Source organism: Bacillus sp. MYb78 (genome assembly GCF_002975115.1).
In the GTDB taxonomy this organism is placed as follows: Bacteria; Bacillota; Bacilli; order Bacillales; family Bacillaceae_G; genus Bacillus_A; species Bacillus_A cereus.
Genome location: NZ_PCOB01000005.1, coordinates 1 through 16,966, shown reverse-complemented (window position 1 = coordinate 16,966; position 16,966 = coordinate 1). Strand labels below are relative to the sequence as shown.

Genomic DNA, 16,966 nt, shown 5'->3' with positions numbered 1-16,966 from the left:
AGTTTCCAAGCCTTCTAGTTTACTAGAAGGCTTTTTGCTATGAGTTCAACATATTACTCCCTTTGTCCTACCTTCCCTCTACAAAAATAATGTATCCATTCTTCCATTTCATACACTTTATTCTGCAAAAATAATCCATAACGTTATCATAATGTATATATTTTCATAAAAAACATAACCTATTTCATGTCTATTTATTTTATATGTGTTTTTTTGAAGAATTTTCTTTTTATTTAAACTTTTCATTAGACGTTTGACCTCCGATGTCCATTATGATAAGTTACTTAAGATGTTATATTCGTAAACGTATAGACAACTGGTTTATACACTGTTTTTACTATGAGGAAGGAGCATACACTGCATGAATCTTTTATGGGGAATTGGCGGCGTGATTGGAGTATTAGCAATTGCTTTCTTACTATCTTCCAACCGCAAAGCTATTAATTGGCGCACAATTTTAATTGCGCTAGCATTACAAATGTCATTTTCATTTATCGTATTACGATGGGATGCTGGTAAAGCAGGTTTAAAACACGCTGCTGACGGTGTTCAAGGATTAATTAATTTTTCTTACGAGGGAATTAAGTTCGTTGCTGGGGATTTAGTCAACGCAAAAGGACCTTGGGGATTTGTATTCTTTATTCAAGCACTACTTCCAATCGTATTTATTAGTTCATTAGTAGCAATCTTATATCATTTCGGTATTATGCAGAAATTTGTTAGCGTCGTTGGTGGTGCATTAAGTAAACTTCTGGGAACTTCTAAAGCAGAAAGCTTAAACTCAGTAACGACTGTATTTTTAGGACAAACTGAAGCTCCAATCTTAATTAAACCTTACTTAGCACGCTTAACAAATAGTGAATTCTTCACTATTATGGTAAGCGGTATGACAGCTGTTGCTGGATCAGTTCTTGTCGGCTATGCAGCAATGGGTATTCCGTTAGAGCACTTATTAGCAGCTGCAATTATGGCCGCTCCATCAAGCTTATTAATTGCGAAACTAATCATGCCAGAGACAGAAAAAGTAGATAATAACGTTGAACTTTCTACAGAACGTGAAGATGCAAACGTTATCGATGCAGCTGCACGTGGTGCATCTGAAGGTATGCAACTTGTTATTAACGTAGCAGCAATGTTAATGGCTTTCATCGCATTAATCGCTTTATTAAATGGTCTATTAGGATTAGTTGGGTCTTTATTCCATATTAAACTTAGCCTTGATTTAATCTTCGGCTACTTATTATCACCATTTGCAATCTTAATCGGTGTTTCTCCAGGTGAAGCTGTACAAGCAGCAAGCTTTATCGGTCAAAAACTTGCAATCAACGAATTCGTTGCATACGCAAACTTAGGACCACACATGGCAGAGTTCTCTGACAAAACAAATCTAATTTTAACATTCGCAATCTGTGGATTCGCAAACTTCTCTTCTATCGCAATTCAGTTAGGTGTAACAGGAACGCTAGCTCCTACTCGCCGTAAACAAATTGCACAATTAGGGATTAAAGCAGTTATCGCTGGTACATTAGCGAACTTCTTAAACGCAGCAGTTGCAGGTATGATGTTCCTATAAACTTATATAGAGTCTTCTCTTTCTCCAAGAGAAGACTTTTTTCATGCAATCCAAGCGTATTATATATATCTATCAAGCACCTTATCCCAAATATAAGAACATTATGATACAATAATGTTTAGATCTTTTTATTTTTCTGATGAAAATAGAAATACTACTTGTTGTTGCCCTTCAAAAGAATTTAAAGACATAGTCAATTTCTTAATAATTGCACATACTACAAGTATCTATGGATGAAATAGCTTTAAGGAGGAAAGTTTTGTGAAAGATAAGTTCTATAAAATCCTCTCTATGTGGATTCTACAAATTGTATTTTATTTTACTACTGTACATGTGACGAATTATGAGCATGCGCTCATTTTTACAATAATATACGTAATCGTAAATGTACTATTCTTATTTTTAGCTGACAAAACAGCATTTATTTTCTTCATACTAGGAACCATTATTTCCGTATTTTATTTATTTTATGAAGCATGGCTTCATTTATGGAGTACATCAGTTCAATGGCAATATATGATTACCCACTTCCTGATGGCAGCTAACTTCTTCATTGTATACATAACAACTCACCTATTGAAAAAAGTGATTCATGAAAATAAAACTTTAACTGAGCGTGTGAGAACGTTGGAACAATATATTGGAGAATCAAAATTACTAACAAGACAAGAATTCGAGAGACGCCAAGCGTTATTAACGACTGCAATGAATCGTCGTAATGAAACAGGCTTTATTGTTTACTTTGATTTCACTTCCTTTAGTAAATATACGAAGGAAAGTGTTATGGACCGTGTAGCTTCCTTATTAGTTGAAACCGTAAGGAATGATTTTGACCTTGCTGCTGAATATGATAATAATACACTAGTTATTTTATTACAAAACACAAATGAAGCTGGTGCTGACATTGTAATGAACCGCCTAAAGCCAAAAATGGAGCAATGGCTTGCAGCTGAAGCAATCCGAGATATAAAAATTTCACGCGAGCAAATTGGAAACAAAGGACAGACATTGTTATGATGACTCTCGTTATACTTCTTTTATTTCTTCTTTTTTGCGTACTCGTTTTTTGGATTAGTATCACATTTTCAATTAAATATGTTCTTATTTTTACGGCCTTTCTATTCTCTGGCTTACTCGTTTACTACTCTTTCTTAACAATTGCGGGCTTAATTCACCGAAATAGTAAACGAAAAGATCGTACATTAGAACATTATCCGAGCGTCGATATTTTCATCCCTGCTCATAATGAAGGGGTCGTTATTAAAGATACTTTAGAGGCAATGGCGAAGATTGAATATCCAGGAAAGCTAACCATTTATTTATTAAATGATAACTCTCAAGATGAAACACCTGAAATCGGCGATGATTTTGACAAAGCTTATGCCCACATTCGTCACATTCGTGTTCCACCCGGTGAACCGAAGGGTAAATCACGTGTACTAAACTACGGCCTTAGTATTTCAGATGGTGAATACTTCTGTGTTTACGATGCAGATAACCAGCCTGAACCACACGCACTGCGAATGCTTGTAGAGCACGCTGAAACAACTGAAGATGCTGTTGGGGCTGTTGGACATGTTCGTACAGTTAATGAAAAGCGAAACTGGCTGACGCGAATGATTTCGCTGGAATTTCAAATCTTCCAGCTCCTTATGCAATCTGGACGCTGGTTACTATTCCAAACAGGTTCACTGACAGGAACAAATATGCTTCTTCGTCGCTCCGCACTAGAAGAGCTTGGTGGCTATGACCCTTACGCAATTGCAGAAGATGCTGAATTAACATTACGAATTACACAAAAAGGTTATCTCTTACCAATCGTCCCAGAATCAGTTACTTGGGAACAAGAACCAGAGCATTTAAAAATTCTTATTAAACAACGTACACGTTGGCTCCAAGGGAATTTATACATTTTAGAAAAAATGTTCTCGTCATTAAGTTTCTTTAAAGGAAAACTTCTCGTCCATTCCTTACAACAAGTTCTAGTGTATGTTGTATTTTGGCTATTCCTAATCATTTCGAACGTTTGGTTTGTAATTGGGCTGCTCGGGATATTCCAAATTCAATATAGCATTCCGCTACTATTTATGTGGTATGTCGCATATATTACATATGTTTCTCAATTATTTAGTGCCCAGAGTGTCGAGCGAACCTTTACACCGACTAATATTTTTATTAGCGTTATTATGTACTTTACGTACGCACAGCTCTTTACGTACTTATTTATTCGTAGCTTAATCTTATACTTACGTGCAAAGAGCAAGAAACAAGTCATTGGCTGGGATAAGACAGTTCGATTCAAAAAAGATAAATAATAACAATAAGCACAGAGCGCCGTATGCTCTGTGCTTATTTATTGCCGTATAAATTATATATCAGACAATACCCCTTAGCTGAAAGTAATTTCACGTCCATCCCCCAACGAACGATCGACCTTCATTTATATACGAAAAAGTGATTGCTATTTTTGTAGAACCAATTGCTTCTCTTGCTGTTCTTTGCGCGTTTCAGTCTTAGGTTCCGTGCTTTCTTGGACACTACGATGTGCCACACGTTTCAAACAAATATGCTTCCACTTTCTTTCGTAACGTTTCATTATTCTAGATGTCCCCCTTGAATGCGCTTTAAAACTATTTGAAATCGCTTACAGGAAATAATATAGCACATATATATAAACGTGACAACACATTTCCGACATATTTTTGACAAAAATACGAATAGAATTCGTAAGGTATCGAATATTGTCGAAACCTATCGTTTTTTCTTCGTATAAAAGGCATACTACTTATATGGTAAAGTATTTTATTTCCCCTACCCGCATTTCAAATTCCTTCTATATAAAGTGAAACTTTCATTAGCCATCACCAATCGGGCTTTTACAAGCAGCTCGATTTATTTGCTTTTGCTGAATTTTGAGGTGGGGTTCTTACTGCTCAGCAAATAGAGGGATAAAAAAGAGCTGATATGAAATCAGCTCTTTTCCTTCTATTATTAATGACGCTTCATACGTCCTTCTTTTTGTAACTCTTTAAATAATGCTGCCATCATAAAGAAAATAACAAAGACGAATGGGAATGCTGCAATGATAGCTGCCGTTTGTAAGGCTTCTAATCCGCCAATATATAATAGCGTAGAAGCTATCGCGGCTAGAACGATACCCCAAATCATTTTAATACGATTTGGTGGGTTTAAACTACCATGTGTCGTTAACATCCCTAAAACGAATGTTGCAGAGTCTGCAGATGTAATAAAGAATGTTGCAATAAGTAAAATACCTAAAACCGATAAAGCTGATCCAAAGCTGCCCATCTGATCGAACATAGCGAATAATCCTACTTCTGTTCCCATTTCTTTCACTTTGTCGAAGATATGTGCATCACCAAACAGCTCCATATGAATACCAGTACCGCCGAACACAGAGAACCAAAGTGCACCAATTACGGTCGGCACAAGTAACACACCGATAACAAACTCACGAATCGTACGACCTCGTGAAACACGAGCAATAAACGTACCTACGAATGGTGACCATGCAATCCACCATGCCCAATAGAAAATTGTCCACGATTGAATCCATTGGTTTCCACCTTCGTCTAATGGACTTAAACGGAAGCTCATGCTTGGTAATTCCTGAATATAAGAACCGATTGTTGAAGTGAAGTAATTCATAATAAAGTTTGTTGGACCCGCAAATAATACAATGATCATAAGTGCGAACGCAAAAATAATATTCGTATTACTTAAATATTTAATTCCTTTATCAAGACCTGTTTGCGCAGATAACATAAATAATACTGTTACGATTGCAATAATAACTAACTGAGTCGTTAATGAGTTCGGGATAGATGTTAAATAACTAACACCACCTGCAATTTGTTTTGCACCGAGACCTAATGATGTTGCAACACCAAACACAGTTGCGAAAACAGCTAACACATCAAATGAATGAGCAATACGCCCGTGTTCCCCGCCCTTAAATAACGGACCTACTGTCGCACTAATCGTACTTGCTTTTCCTTTTCTAAAGGTAAAGTAAGCAATACATAACGCTACAAACGCATATAGTCCCCAAGGATGTAATCCCCAATGGAAAAATGAAAAACGCAGTGCAAGGCGCGCACTTTCCTCAGTTGCACTATCTCCAAACGGAGGTGCGTATAAATGGTTTAATGGTTCGGCAACGCCCCAGAAAACTAAGCCAATACCCATACCAGCACTAAATAACATAGCAAACCATGTCATATAACTATAATCAGGTTCGTCATCATCTTTACCTAAACGAATAGAACCGTATTTCGAAACAATTAAAAAGATAGATACACCTAAAATAATAGAAACGGAAATAATATAAAACCATCCAAACTTACTAACTAATGCAGTTTGAATTGCGGTTGTTACATTTCCTAAGCTACCTTTTCCAATAATAGATTCGGGAATAATCCCCCAAATTGTAAATGCAATACATAATGTTAATGAAACGATGAATGTTTTTGTCAGTTTCCTCATCAAATCCCCCTTCGTAGGTTTCGTTTTTGTAAATAACATAAATTCCGATATGTAAAATCGGATAGAAAACTATAATTTTGCGGTGATTTTCTTACTTTCACCTTCACCAATTCGAATTCTTATGGACAGCCTTACCTTTCGTATAACCTTTTCACTCTGCAAGAGCTACAAGTTAGAAATACTGCTGTCAAATTGTGTGAGAAAAACGCGGATAGGAATGTATTTTCCTAAAAAAGGATGTGTTACATATGTAAAAAAGGGCAAAGTTCTTCCTTGCAACCCTTTCGTTTTGTAACAATTATGCGGTTTTTTTGCTAGTATATAGCACGTGTTTATAGCTTCACAAACAAAATGTTTATGTTTATATAACTATATTACCCATAAAACGGTAAAATACTCAAGGAATGTAATCGTTTAGTAAACATCATGTAACATTCCTGTAACATTCTTATTTACGTCGAAAAAAACATGTTGTATTAAATATTTTGAATATAACTAGAAACCTATGAGTCATATAGAATGAAAAACGCTTTCCTATATTTTTTGTTATATTACAGGATGTTAACGACTTATTACGAATGGTTTGTAATTGTGTGTTTTCCCCAAATCCGAAAAAATCTGTTGCTATAATGAGGACACGAAAACAAACGCAATGGAGGCTATCATGAAAAAATTAATTGGTATAGCAACAGCAGCAGTTTTTGGTCTTGGGATTTTCACATCATCTGCTAATGCAGAAACTGTTGTAACAACAGACGTACTAAACGTACGCGAAAACCCTACTACGGAATCAAAAGTTGTCGGTAAATTACTAAACGGTAATAAGATAGATGTTCAAAATACAGAGAACGGATGGTCAAAAGTTACTTTAGACGGTAAAGACGCATTCGTAAGTGCAGAGTTCACAAAAAGCATCTACTACGTAACAGCTAACGTATTAAACGTACGTGCTGAAGCGAACACAAACTCAGAAATTCTTGGAAAGTTGAAGAAAGACGATGTAATCGAAACAACGAACCAAGTACAAAATGAGTGGTTACAATTTGAATATAACGGGAAAACAGCTTATGTTCATGTTCCTTTCTTAACAGGTACAGCACCTGTAATTGAGAAACAAGAAACGACTGTTCCTGCTAAAGCTGAAGCACCAGCTAAGGCTCAAGCACCTGCAGCACAAGTAAAACCAGCTGCTAAGCCTGCTGTGAAAGCTGCTGAAACTAGCACACCATCTGGTGGTCGTGAGTTAACAGTTGTAGCTACAGCATATACAGCTCACCCGAGCGAAAACGGTGGCACATATGGCGGCCGTGTATTAACTGCAATGGGTCATGATTTAACTGCGAATCCAAACATGAAAATGATCGCTGTTGACCCGAAAGTAATCCCATTAGGATCTAAAGTATGGGTAGAAGGTTACGGAGAAGCTATCGCTGGAGATACTGGTGGTGCAATTAAAGGTAACCGTATCGACATCTTACTTGGATCAGATAGCGCTGCTCAAAAATGGGGACGCAAAACTGTTAAAGTGAAAATTTTAAAATAACCAATGACTGCTAAATTACAAGCCGGTTCTCTTTATTGAGAGCTGGCTTTTATTTATTTATAATACATATAAGGAGGCTATGCCCATGAATGTACAAGCAAAAGTAGACTGGATTGGTACGCCAAAGCCGTACATATATAAAGATGAAGTAACATATAACGCTACTTCTATTGATTTCTCACTCGCTGGCGATGATAATCGCTATAAGTTAATTGTGCTCAAGTCTGAAAACAATACACATTACAAAATTGTGCAATATGGAATAAAACCAGGCTCTCAAAAACCATTTCCTATCGACATTCCATTTGAACAAAATATGTTGCCAATTATAGAGCAAATATTACATGATCCGTATGTACAAGCGATATTAAAAGAAACGCACTCATAATTGAAAAAAAGATATCACCTCGCCGGATTTTTCGGCTAAGTGATATCTTTTTTATTTTCCCTTCATGAACAAAGTTTAAGAAAAATATATCAACGATTTTCCGAATATATCTATCATAAATCGCAATATATCAACGATTTTTCAATTATATCTATCATAACTTACGATATATCAACGGTTTGACACGAAATATCGATTTAGCTACAAAAAAGAGGCTGTTCAAATATTGAACAGCCTCTTTCATATTAACGAGTTGGACCAGATACATCTTCTGATTTCAACGTATTATTTGCACCAAGAGAATGATACAGCATCTTTCCATTTCCATTCACAGTTACAATATGTTCGTTATTAAAACTTTTGAACTTCACAGATCCATCACCGTAACGAATGTGATACTCTTCATATGTCGTTACTTTATATTTCGTATCACTTTGACGCTCTACATTACGAACTTCCATCGTTAATAAGTCTTCTGTAATTCCTTTTTTGTGTAAATACTGTATATAATCACGGTCTTCCTTATACGATTTCCCGCTCTTATCATAATTATTTTCAATTAAACTAAAATCATTTAATGAAATTGCACGTACGTTATCATAAATATGATTTTTTACAAATTCGCCCACTGCTGAATTTGATGTTTCTTTCGGGAATTTTAAGTAATACGTGCTTTGGTCTCCAATTTTAATACTTTCAGATTTCATCACACCAAAATCAGTAGTTTTCTCTAAATGTACTTCTACTGTTTCATCTGTGGATACAGGACCAAGCTTATAACTTCCATAACTTAATTTTCCACGTTTTTTCCCGTTCACAAATACAGTTGCATCACTTTCATCAGAAGAAATGCTTACATACTTGCCTTCAAGCGATAAATCAATTTTCACTTTCTCGCTCTGCTCATCCGCTAAATCTACTTCTTTCTCTGTTTCTAATTCAGTAAGTTCTGTCTTCGCCGTTGCCTTTACAACATATGTACCTGGGAAGTATGGCCCCAACTCTTTCGAATTTTTATCACTAGAAAGCTCTGTTTCTTTTTTGTCATTCACATATATTTCTGCATTCTTTGCAGTTGTACTTACGCTCATATAATAAGATTTCATGCTGAACTTATACTTTGGATATAAGAACCACTCTTTTCCCTCTTCTACTATTTCCCCGTCTTTAAATGCAGGTTTATCTTTTGTTAACTTTTGATCTACTGTCTCTTTTTGTAAATAAGATAACAATTGTTTGTTGTAAGAAGGATTCTCTTTTAAATAACGCATGTACGCTTTAATATCCTCTGTCTTAATCTTTAAGCTTGAATCATTTGCTTTCACAAACTCATCAATTGCGTTAATATCTTTCTTTTGGAATGCTTCAATCATTACATTTACTTGCTTTTCTTTTGAAAACTTATATGCTCCAAATTTATATGCCCCAAATAATAAAATAACAATAATAGCTAAACCAATGATTAAAAATACATTTTTCTTACTTTTCACTGGTTTTGTCTCGCTTTGTAATTCTGTATATGAAGCAGCAGTGTTATCAACGATTACTTCTACTTTACTCCCACACTCAGGACAAAAGTTCAAATGGTCTGCAACGTTCTTTTTACATGTTCCACAAAACTTCAACGTGCTCTCCTCCTATTTTTTAGCTAATTTCATTCCAGCAAATGCTGCTACATATGTCACAATCAAGCTAAATAAAGTTAAATATATAAATGAATTTTGCATAGATAATACCGTTCCACTTGTTCCAAATAAACCTGTTACAGTTCCTGAAACATTAATTTGGAACTTAGAAATCATATTCATTACAATCATCATAATTGTGTAAGAACCACTGCATACCGCTAATGTAATATATATATTGGCAGTCGGTAATTTAGCTAACTTTCTTCCCGCTCTAAACATAAAGAACAATGGAATAATAAGCAGTAATAAACCATAATGGAATACGTTATTCACTTTATCAAATTCTGCAAGGCTTTCCTCATTTGCTCCTTTTGAAATCAATATCTCTCTGAGCTCTACGCCATTTACAGAGACGCCTGATATAAATGAAAACGATAGTGTGCTCTCATATGCTTTTGATTTCTTACCAATTCCAGTAAATTCCTTACTAAGTGCTGGACTTGATACTTCTAACGGCGCAAAATGAGCCATACTCCATAATTGAGGTGTTAACTCTAATGCTAATAATGTACTTTCAGATTTTAAAGTTGTTATTTCTTTTAATGGTTCAATACCATCTTCCTTACTTACTAACGCCATAATACAAACCGCTACTGCTGTTACTAAAAGTCCTTTTATCATAGCTGAAACACCGTAATAAACAGACGCTCCATATGGCATTAACTCTTGAAATGCTGCTGCCATATTGTTTTTGCTTGTATGAGCAATAAATCCTAATAAGGTAAATAATGTCCCACATACAAAACCACTCAATAAACTCTTAATCGCTGAATAGCCAACCGTAATCTTACCTGCTTCTGAGAATGGAATTGCAAAAGATTGTGATGCTATAAAACTTATAATGAATAAAAAGACGCCATAAATAATACCAACTGTTGATGCCATAAAAATTTGATCTTTAATCGTTTTCGCAACATGCTGCTTCCCTAACCAAATTCCTGTACCAGCGAAAATAATAAATGGAATGATTAATAGTAATGTAAATGGAGTATGCCAAGATAAAGAAAATATCAATCCACTATCGTCGTTAGCTGTAAAACCAAGTAAATGATAACTTAACATCGTAGAAGTTGCACTCGAATAAAAATTCGGCAACATTTCTAATTCTTTCGCAAATTTGCTAAACATCTCACTTAACATAGAAGCAAATAATAAACTACCAATCCAACCAGCAATTAACATGAGAATACTTGCAACAGCCCCACCAATAAAACCTTTTTGTAAAACGGCTTTATCTGCTTTAAATTCAACTTTAGGAGCACCATCCATTGTAGGCAATTTTACAGATTGTTCTTTTTTCTTCGCAACAAATAAAGAATACCCACACTTTTGACAATATAAATTTTTTTGAGCATTTTCATTGCCACAACCTTTGCAGTATTTTGCAGTATCTTTTTCTAATGTTATTGCATCTATAGCCCCTGCAATCTCCATACTACCTTCATTTGGGCAATAATTTACTTCTTCACCATGTTGTTTTCCACATGTGCGACAATACATTTAATTCACTCCCCACTTTGCTTAATTCCACAAACTGGACAGTAAGTAGAGTTTTTATCGATATGCTCATTACATGAAATACAATTTACCGTTTCACCTTCATTTTCTACTGCTAACATCGGGTTAGGCTTTCCACACGAACCACAAAACTTATCATTTATTGATAAAGGTCCACCACATTCACATGTAGCTTTTTCACCTTGTTGTTTTTGCAATTCAACAATGCGTTTTCTTGCTTGATAAATAGCTACATCAAATTCTTGAACTGGAGCAATCATTTCTTTTAAGCTCGCTTCATTTACTCCATTTCCTCTTAATTGAACGTACACTTGCTGTCCAACCTCTAATAGAACCTCTGCTTTTTTCTGCATTTGCACTTGCATTCCCTTTTTCAATTGAGCAATTTCTTGTGCAACTTGCAACTTCATTTTCCCTTGTTCTATTCCTTCTTGTAACTTATTCATTCCACTACCTAACTTCGTCTGTAAATCTGACAAATTATTTCTCCTCCTATACGTATATATTCATATATAAAATTAACATTTTATATATTACCATGATTTTCAAGTTATGTAATCCAAATTTCATTTTTTCTGTTTTGAGCATTTTTTGTTTATAATGGTAAAGGAAAGAAATATGTGTACGGAGGAATATTATGCTGCAACACTCAATTACGAAAGATGAAATTATGATGATTGCGAATGAGTTCGTTCAAGGACTAGATCCACAGCAAACAGCTGATCAGGAACATGTCGCTACAGCTCGGCACCTATATCGTAGTGGTGTTGTCTACAATGTTGACTTTGATGGTTATACACTATCAGGAACTGTAGATGCGGAAGGCAACGTATATAGCGTTCATATTCCGATTCGTAACGTCGCTGAAAGTTATTGTGATTGCTTCGCACCAACACAATGTGAGCATATGCTTGCTGTATTACTATCTGCAGCGTCTAGTTTCGGGCAAGTAGGAGATGTATTAACTTTATTTAAAAATAATACGAAACCTTCCCTTCCTCCTATTCGAACTGCAAGACAAGTATTGCAATCATCAGCTTTTGAAGAAACCGATTATAAAAGTTGGCAATCGTATTTTGAAAAAGAATATGAATCATTTAAAAAAGAACAAGCTCGGCTTACTTATAAACAAATGTATTTTCTTATGAGTATCTTTACAGATTTCTATACGAAACTTGAGCGGAAAGCTCCGCGTGTCATTGCGATACATGAATTATTCAGGTTACACGCAGCACTTTACTGCTTTCAAAAGTTATTAGAAGAAATTCAGGCATTCGACGCAAACAAAACGTATTCTTATCACCAACCTGTTAATGTCATTCGCCTATTTGTAGACAAAGTGGAATCCATCGTTCGGGACTTACAATCAGAAGCGATTCCTTCAGAGTCTGAAATAATTTTACAAGAAACAGCTCGTCTCGTTCATGAAGTATTCTTCTCTACCGACACTTATACGCAAGAGCGATTTTTCATTTATCGTCACATATGGAGTGAACTTTTAAACAATAAAGAGAAAATACAAGAAGAAGAAAAACGAATCGATACGAAAATCAATCCACTATCCAAAGCGTTAGCGTCTTCCCATCTTCTCTTTTTGAATGACGAAGATCTACTAGCAATGGACTTACTAAAAAAACAGCCTGCTTCTGTTGTGAGTCTATACTTCTATTGGTTAGAAGAACTATTAAGTGCCATGCAGTGGGATCGTGCGAAAAATTGGCTTTCCTTTACGTATAAACAAGTAAAGAAAACAATCCAAGATCACGAAAATACGATTTTCATAAAAGATGTCGTTCGGCTATTTGTAATCATGTATGAAACATATGCAACACATACAAATGAACAAGCTGGTTTCGAAATGATCTTACAAGAACTATTACCGTATAGTTTCACAAACTATGAACAGTACGTACTCGCGAAAAAACAGTATCGCACATGGGCAGAGCTTCATCTCCTATATGGATTTGAAGCAATTGAACTGTTGAAAGAACCACTGAAAGATATTGAAAAAGAAGCGCCAGAAGCGGCACTTCCTCTTTACCATCTTGCTGCTGTAGAAGCAATTGAAGAACGAAATCGCAAATCATATAAACGCGCAGTTCGTTACTTAAAGAAATTACGTACATTATATAAACGATTAAAACGCACCGATGAATGGGATGCTTTCATTATTCACATCGCCAATCTCCATTCACGTCTGCGTGCACTACAAGAGGAATTACGGAAAGGAAAATTAATCGATGATCAATCAAACTGAAGTAACAATTAGGCTCCAGCATGTTAGTCAAGGTTGGTTCCTTTGGGGAGAAGATGACAGCGGTACTCCATTATCCGTAACAAGTTGGAAACGAAATGCATTCACATGGCACTCCACTTCTTTCTACGGTACGTTTCTAAAAGAAGCAACCTTCGAAGGAAAACAAGGTGTTATGCTAACAAACGCACAAGCATTTGAATACATTGCAAACAAACCGATGAATTCATTTGCACATATGCAAATAAACGGACCTATTACAGCCCTTACGAAAGATGCAAATGAATTATGGGATGCCTTTACGAGTGGTAGCTTCGTACCAGATATGAATCATTGGTCCAAACAACCATCTTGGAAAGTTCAAAATACAGCAATTGAAGATGAGACATTAGCATCTCTTTTCTCAGCAGCAGTTAATGAAAGCATATTACAAGATAATCGCTCAAATGACGGCTGGGAAGATGCCAAAAGACTATATGAACATTACGACTTTACGAAAAGACAATTGGAAACAGCACTACATGAAGAAGATTGGCTTCGAAAAATTGGTTATATTGAAGATGATCTTCCGTTTACAATCGGACTAAGACTGCAAGAACCACAAGAAGAATTTGAAATGTGGAAGCTTGAAACAATTGTGACACCAAAGCGCGGGGCGCATCGCATATATGTATATGAAAACATCGATTCCTTACCGAAAAGATGGCACGATTACGAAGAACGGATTACAGAGACACAAGAAGGTTTTAGTAAGCTCATACCGTGGTTAAAAGAAGGAGATACGTTCCGAAATGAGCTCTTTGAAACCGAAGCGTGGAACTTCTTAACAGAAGCAAGCAATGAATTACTTGCAGCCGGCATTACAATTTTACTACCATCATGGTGGCAAAATTTAAAAGCAACAAAACCGAAATTACGTGTCCAGTTGAAGCAAAATACAGCACAAACACAATCGTTCTTCGGTATGAATACGCTCGTTAATTTTGACTGGCGCATTTCGACGAACGGCATTGATTTATCGGAAAGCGAATTTTTCGAACTCGTTGAACAAAACAAACGTCTATTTAATATAAACGGTCAATGGATGCGACTAGATCCAGCCTTTATCGAAGAGGTAAGGAAACTCATGAACCGTGCCGATAAATACGGACTAGAGATGAAAGATGTCCTGCAGCAACATTTATCAAATACGGCTGAAACGGAAATTGTAGAAGATAATAGTCCGTTTACTGATATTGAAATCGAACTAGATGGATATTATGAAGAACTCTTCCAGAAGCTGCTTCATATTGGAGATATTCCAAAAGTAGATGTCCCTACTTCACTAAACGCAACACTTCGTCCGTATCAACAACACGGTATTGAATGGTTATTATATTTACGAAAGCTTGGATTTGGAGCATTGCTAGCTGACGATATGGGACTCGGGAAAAGTATTCAAACAATCTCTTACTTACTATATATAAAAGAAAATAATCTCAAAACAGGCCCTGCATTAATCGTAGCGCCGACATCTGTTCTTGGAAATTGGCAAAAAGAATTTGAGCGTTTCGCACCGAATTTACGTGTTCAATTACATTACGGAAGTAATAGAGATAAGGGCAATTCTTTTGAAGATTCCCTTCAATCAGCAGATGTTGTATTAACATCTTATGCATTGGCTCAACTCGATGAGGAAGAGCTAACTTCATTATGCTGGGATGCTGTTATTTTGGATGAAGCACAAAATATTAAGAACCCACATACGAAACAGTCGAAAGCAGTACGAAACTTGCAAGCAAATCACAAAATCGCTTTAACTGGTACGCCGATGGAAAATCGCCTCGCTGAACTTTGGTCCATTTTCGACTTTATTAATCATGGATATCTCGGAAGCTTAGGGCAATTCCAGCGCCGCTTCGTCACACCGATTGAAAAAGATCGTGATGAAGGAAAAATCCAGCAAGTTCAACGGTTTATCTCACCATTTTTACTGCGCCGAACGAAGAAAGATCAAACAGTCGCATTAAATTTACCAGATAAACAAGAACAAAAAGCTTACTGTCCTCTTACTGGTGAACAAGCTTCCTTATATGAACAACTTGTTCAAGATACACTGCAAAATGTCGAAGGATTAAGCGGAATTGAAAGACGTGGCTTTATATTACTTATGCTGAACAAGCTAAAACAAATTTGTAATCATCCTGCTCTTTATTTAAAAGAAGAAGAGCCACAAAATGTCGTTGAACGCTCCATGAAAACAAAAATATTAATGGAGCTCATCGAAAATATAAAAGATCAAAATGAAAGTTGCCTCATCTTCACTCAATACATCGGCATGGGGAACATGCTAAAACGTGTGCTAGAAGAAAAATTCGGCCAGCGTGTCCTCTTCTTAAACGGTAGTGTACCAAAAAAAGATCGCGACAAGATGATTGAGGAGTTCCAAAACGGAACGTATGACATTTTTATCTTATCCTTAAAAGCTGGCGGAACAGGATTAAACTTAACCGCTGCCAACCATGTCATTCACTACGATCGTTGGTGGAATCCAGCTGTGGAAAATCAAGCAACAGACCGCGCATATCGCATTGGTCAAAAACGATTTGTTCATGTTCACAAACTCATTACAACAGGAACATTAGAAGAAAAAATTGATGAAATGCTAGAAAGAAAACAATCTCTAAACAATGCGGTCATCACAAGCGATAGTTGGATGACTGAACTATCAACAGACGAACTAAAAGAATTACTTGGTGTATAAAGTGAAACTTTAATCAGTGGGGGTTTTGTTCATCCCCCACTGATTATTAGTTGAACCAATCGGGTCTTTACGGGGAGTTTTACTACCCGCAAAAAAAGCGCTAATCTCGAAATGAGATTAGCGCTTTTTTCTATTCCAAAACCAATTACTTATTATAATCCCGGTTAATCCGCCGCACGTATCAAGCAATGAATCTTGCCACATTGGTGTACGGTCCCCCGTATACCATTGATGGATTTCATCAAATGTTGCATAACCTGCAACGAAAAAAAGGGCATATATAAAACATCTTTTCCTCGAATGACCTGATCGATGAAAAGCGTAATAAATCAATGAACCTAGCATAAAGAACACCATAAAATGAGCACCTTTACGAAGGAAAAACTCAATAAATCCGCCTACACCTTTATTCGCAATACTAACAGGGGTTCCTCCACCATAATCGATAGATACCCATGAAAAATGCTCTTTCACAAATTCAACATTTACATATTGTTCAATATCTGAACGCATATCCTGCTTTTTATATGGTTGTGCCGAAGAATAGAAAATCAGCCCCATCCATAGTAATACAGGAATCCAAAATAACCATTTACGATTCATTATCCAGAATTCTCCTCTCTTAATCTTTTAAGGGTACCAAAAAAAAGAAAAAATTTCACGCCAAAACATGACATTTGTACCCTATTTATAAAGTGAAAGACCAACTATGAGAAGTCAAGGGGAGTTTTTTATATAAATAGGGGGTGTTTT

The 16,966-nt window shown here is 36.0% G+C and carries 12 protein-coding genes; 7 read left to right on the top strand and 5 right to left on the bottom strand.

Annotated elements, in window-relative coordinates:
• Positions 1-361 precede the first annotated feature (361 nt).
• From CQ064_RS12420 to CQ064_RS12410, 3 genes are all read left to right on the top strand, one after another.
• Positions 362-1,573 carry a NupC/NupG family nucleoside CNT transporter gene (locus CQ064_RS12420; RefSeq protein WP_001051018.1) on the top strand — a complete coding sequence of 404 codons (1,212 nt, stop codon included), beginning with the start codon at positions 362-364 and terminating at the stop codon, positions 1,571-1,573.
• Between the two features lie 261 nt (positions 1,574-1,834).
• Entirely contained in the window at positions 1,835-2,590 is a 756-nt protein-coding gene (locus CQ064_RS12415; protein ID WP_000653228.1) for a nucleotidyl cyclase domain-containing protein, read from the top strand.
• A complete protein-coding gene (locus tag CQ064_RS12410; RefSeq protein WP_000988751.1) occupies positions 2,587-3,888 on the top strand; it encodes a glycosyltransferase family 2 protein in 1,302 nt (433 codons plus the stop codon). The genes CQ064_RS12415 and CQ064_RS12410 overlap by 4 nt, the downstream gene beginning before the upstream one ends.
• 676 nt (positions 3,889-4,564) lie before the next feature.
• Here the strand turns inward: CQ064_RS12410 and opuD are convergent.
• Entirely contained in the window at positions 4,565-6,079 is a 1,515-nt protein-coding gene (gene opuD, locus CQ064_RS12400; protein ID WP_001229103.1) for a glycine betaine transporter OpuD, read from the bottom strand.
• 664 nt (positions 6,080-6,743) lie between these two features.
• Between opuD and CQ064_RS12390 the strand changes: the two genes are divergently transcribed.
• Together CQ064_RS12390 and CQ064_RS12385 are read left to right on the top strand one after the other, a co-directional pair.
• Positions 6,744-7,622, top strand: coding sequence for a cell wall-binding protein EntA (locus CQ064_RS12390; protein WP_000733344.1), 879 nt, complete (start codon positions 6,744-6,746; stop codon positions 7,620-7,622).
• 85 nt (positions 7,623-7,707) lie between these two features.
• On the top strand, positions 7,708-8,010 hold the full coding sequence (locus tag CQ064_RS12385; protein WP_001102539.1) for a DUF3910 family protein: 303 nt from the start codon (positions 7,708-7,710) through the stop codon (positions 8,008-8,010).
• A 245-nt stretch (positions 8,011-8,255) separates the two neighbouring features.
• Here the strand turns inward: CQ064_RS12385 and CQ064_RS12380 are convergent, their stop codons facing one another.
• Genes CQ064_RS12380 through CQ064_RS12370 form a run of 3 tightly spaced genes read right to left on the bottom strand, consistent with a single transcriptional unit; the run spans position 8,256 to position 11,695 of the window.
• Complete coding sequence (locus CQ064_RS12380) at positions 8,256-9,635, bottom strand: zinc ribbon domain-containing protein (RefSeq protein WP_000666893.1); 1,380 nt, start codon at positions 9,633-9,635, stop codon at positions 8,256-8,258.
• A gap of 12 nt (positions 9,636-9,647) precedes the next feature.
• A complete protein-coding gene (locus tag CQ064_RS12375; protein ID WP_000271636.1) occupies positions 9,648-11,198 on the bottom strand; it encodes a zinc ribbon domain-containing protein in 1,551 nt (516 codons plus the stop codon).
• A gap of 5 nt (positions 11,199-11,203) precedes the next feature.
• Complete coding sequence (locus CQ064_RS12370) at positions 11,204-11,695, bottom strand: zinc ribbon domain-containing protein (protein WP_001281749.1); 492 nt, start codon at positions 11,693-11,695, stop codon at positions 11,204-11,206.
• Positions 11,696-11,853: 158 nt separating this feature from the next.
• Here CQ064_RS12370 and CQ064_RS12365 point away from each other — a divergent pair, with 158 nt between their 5' ends.
• Both CQ064_RS12365 and CQ064_RS12360 read left to right on the top strand, forming a co-directional pair.
• Positions 11,854-13,473, top strand: coding sequence for an SWIM zinc finger family protein (locus CQ064_RS12365; RefSeq protein WP_000939149.1), 1,620 nt, complete (start codon positions 11,854-11,856; stop codon positions 13,471-13,473).
• The gene (locus CQ064_RS12360) at positions 13,457-16,213 is read left to right on the top strand and encodes a DEAD/DEAH box helicase (protein ID WP_000610124.1); all 2,757 of its coding nucleotides are present in this window, start codon (positions 13,457-13,459) and stop codon (positions 16,211-16,213) included. Before CQ064_RS12365 ends, CQ064_RS12360 begins: the two co-directional genes overlap by 17 nt.
• Positions 16,214-16,330: 117 nt before the next feature.
• Here the strand turns inward: CQ064_RS12360 and CQ064_RS12355 are convergent, their stop codons facing one another.
• On the bottom strand, positions 16,331-16,816 hold the full coding sequence (locus CQ064_RS12355) for a VanZ family protein (protein ID WP_001080706.1): 486 nt from the start codon (positions 16,814-16,816) through the stop codon (positions 16,331-16,333).
• Between the last annotated feature and the right edge of the window lie 150 nt (positions 16,817-16,966).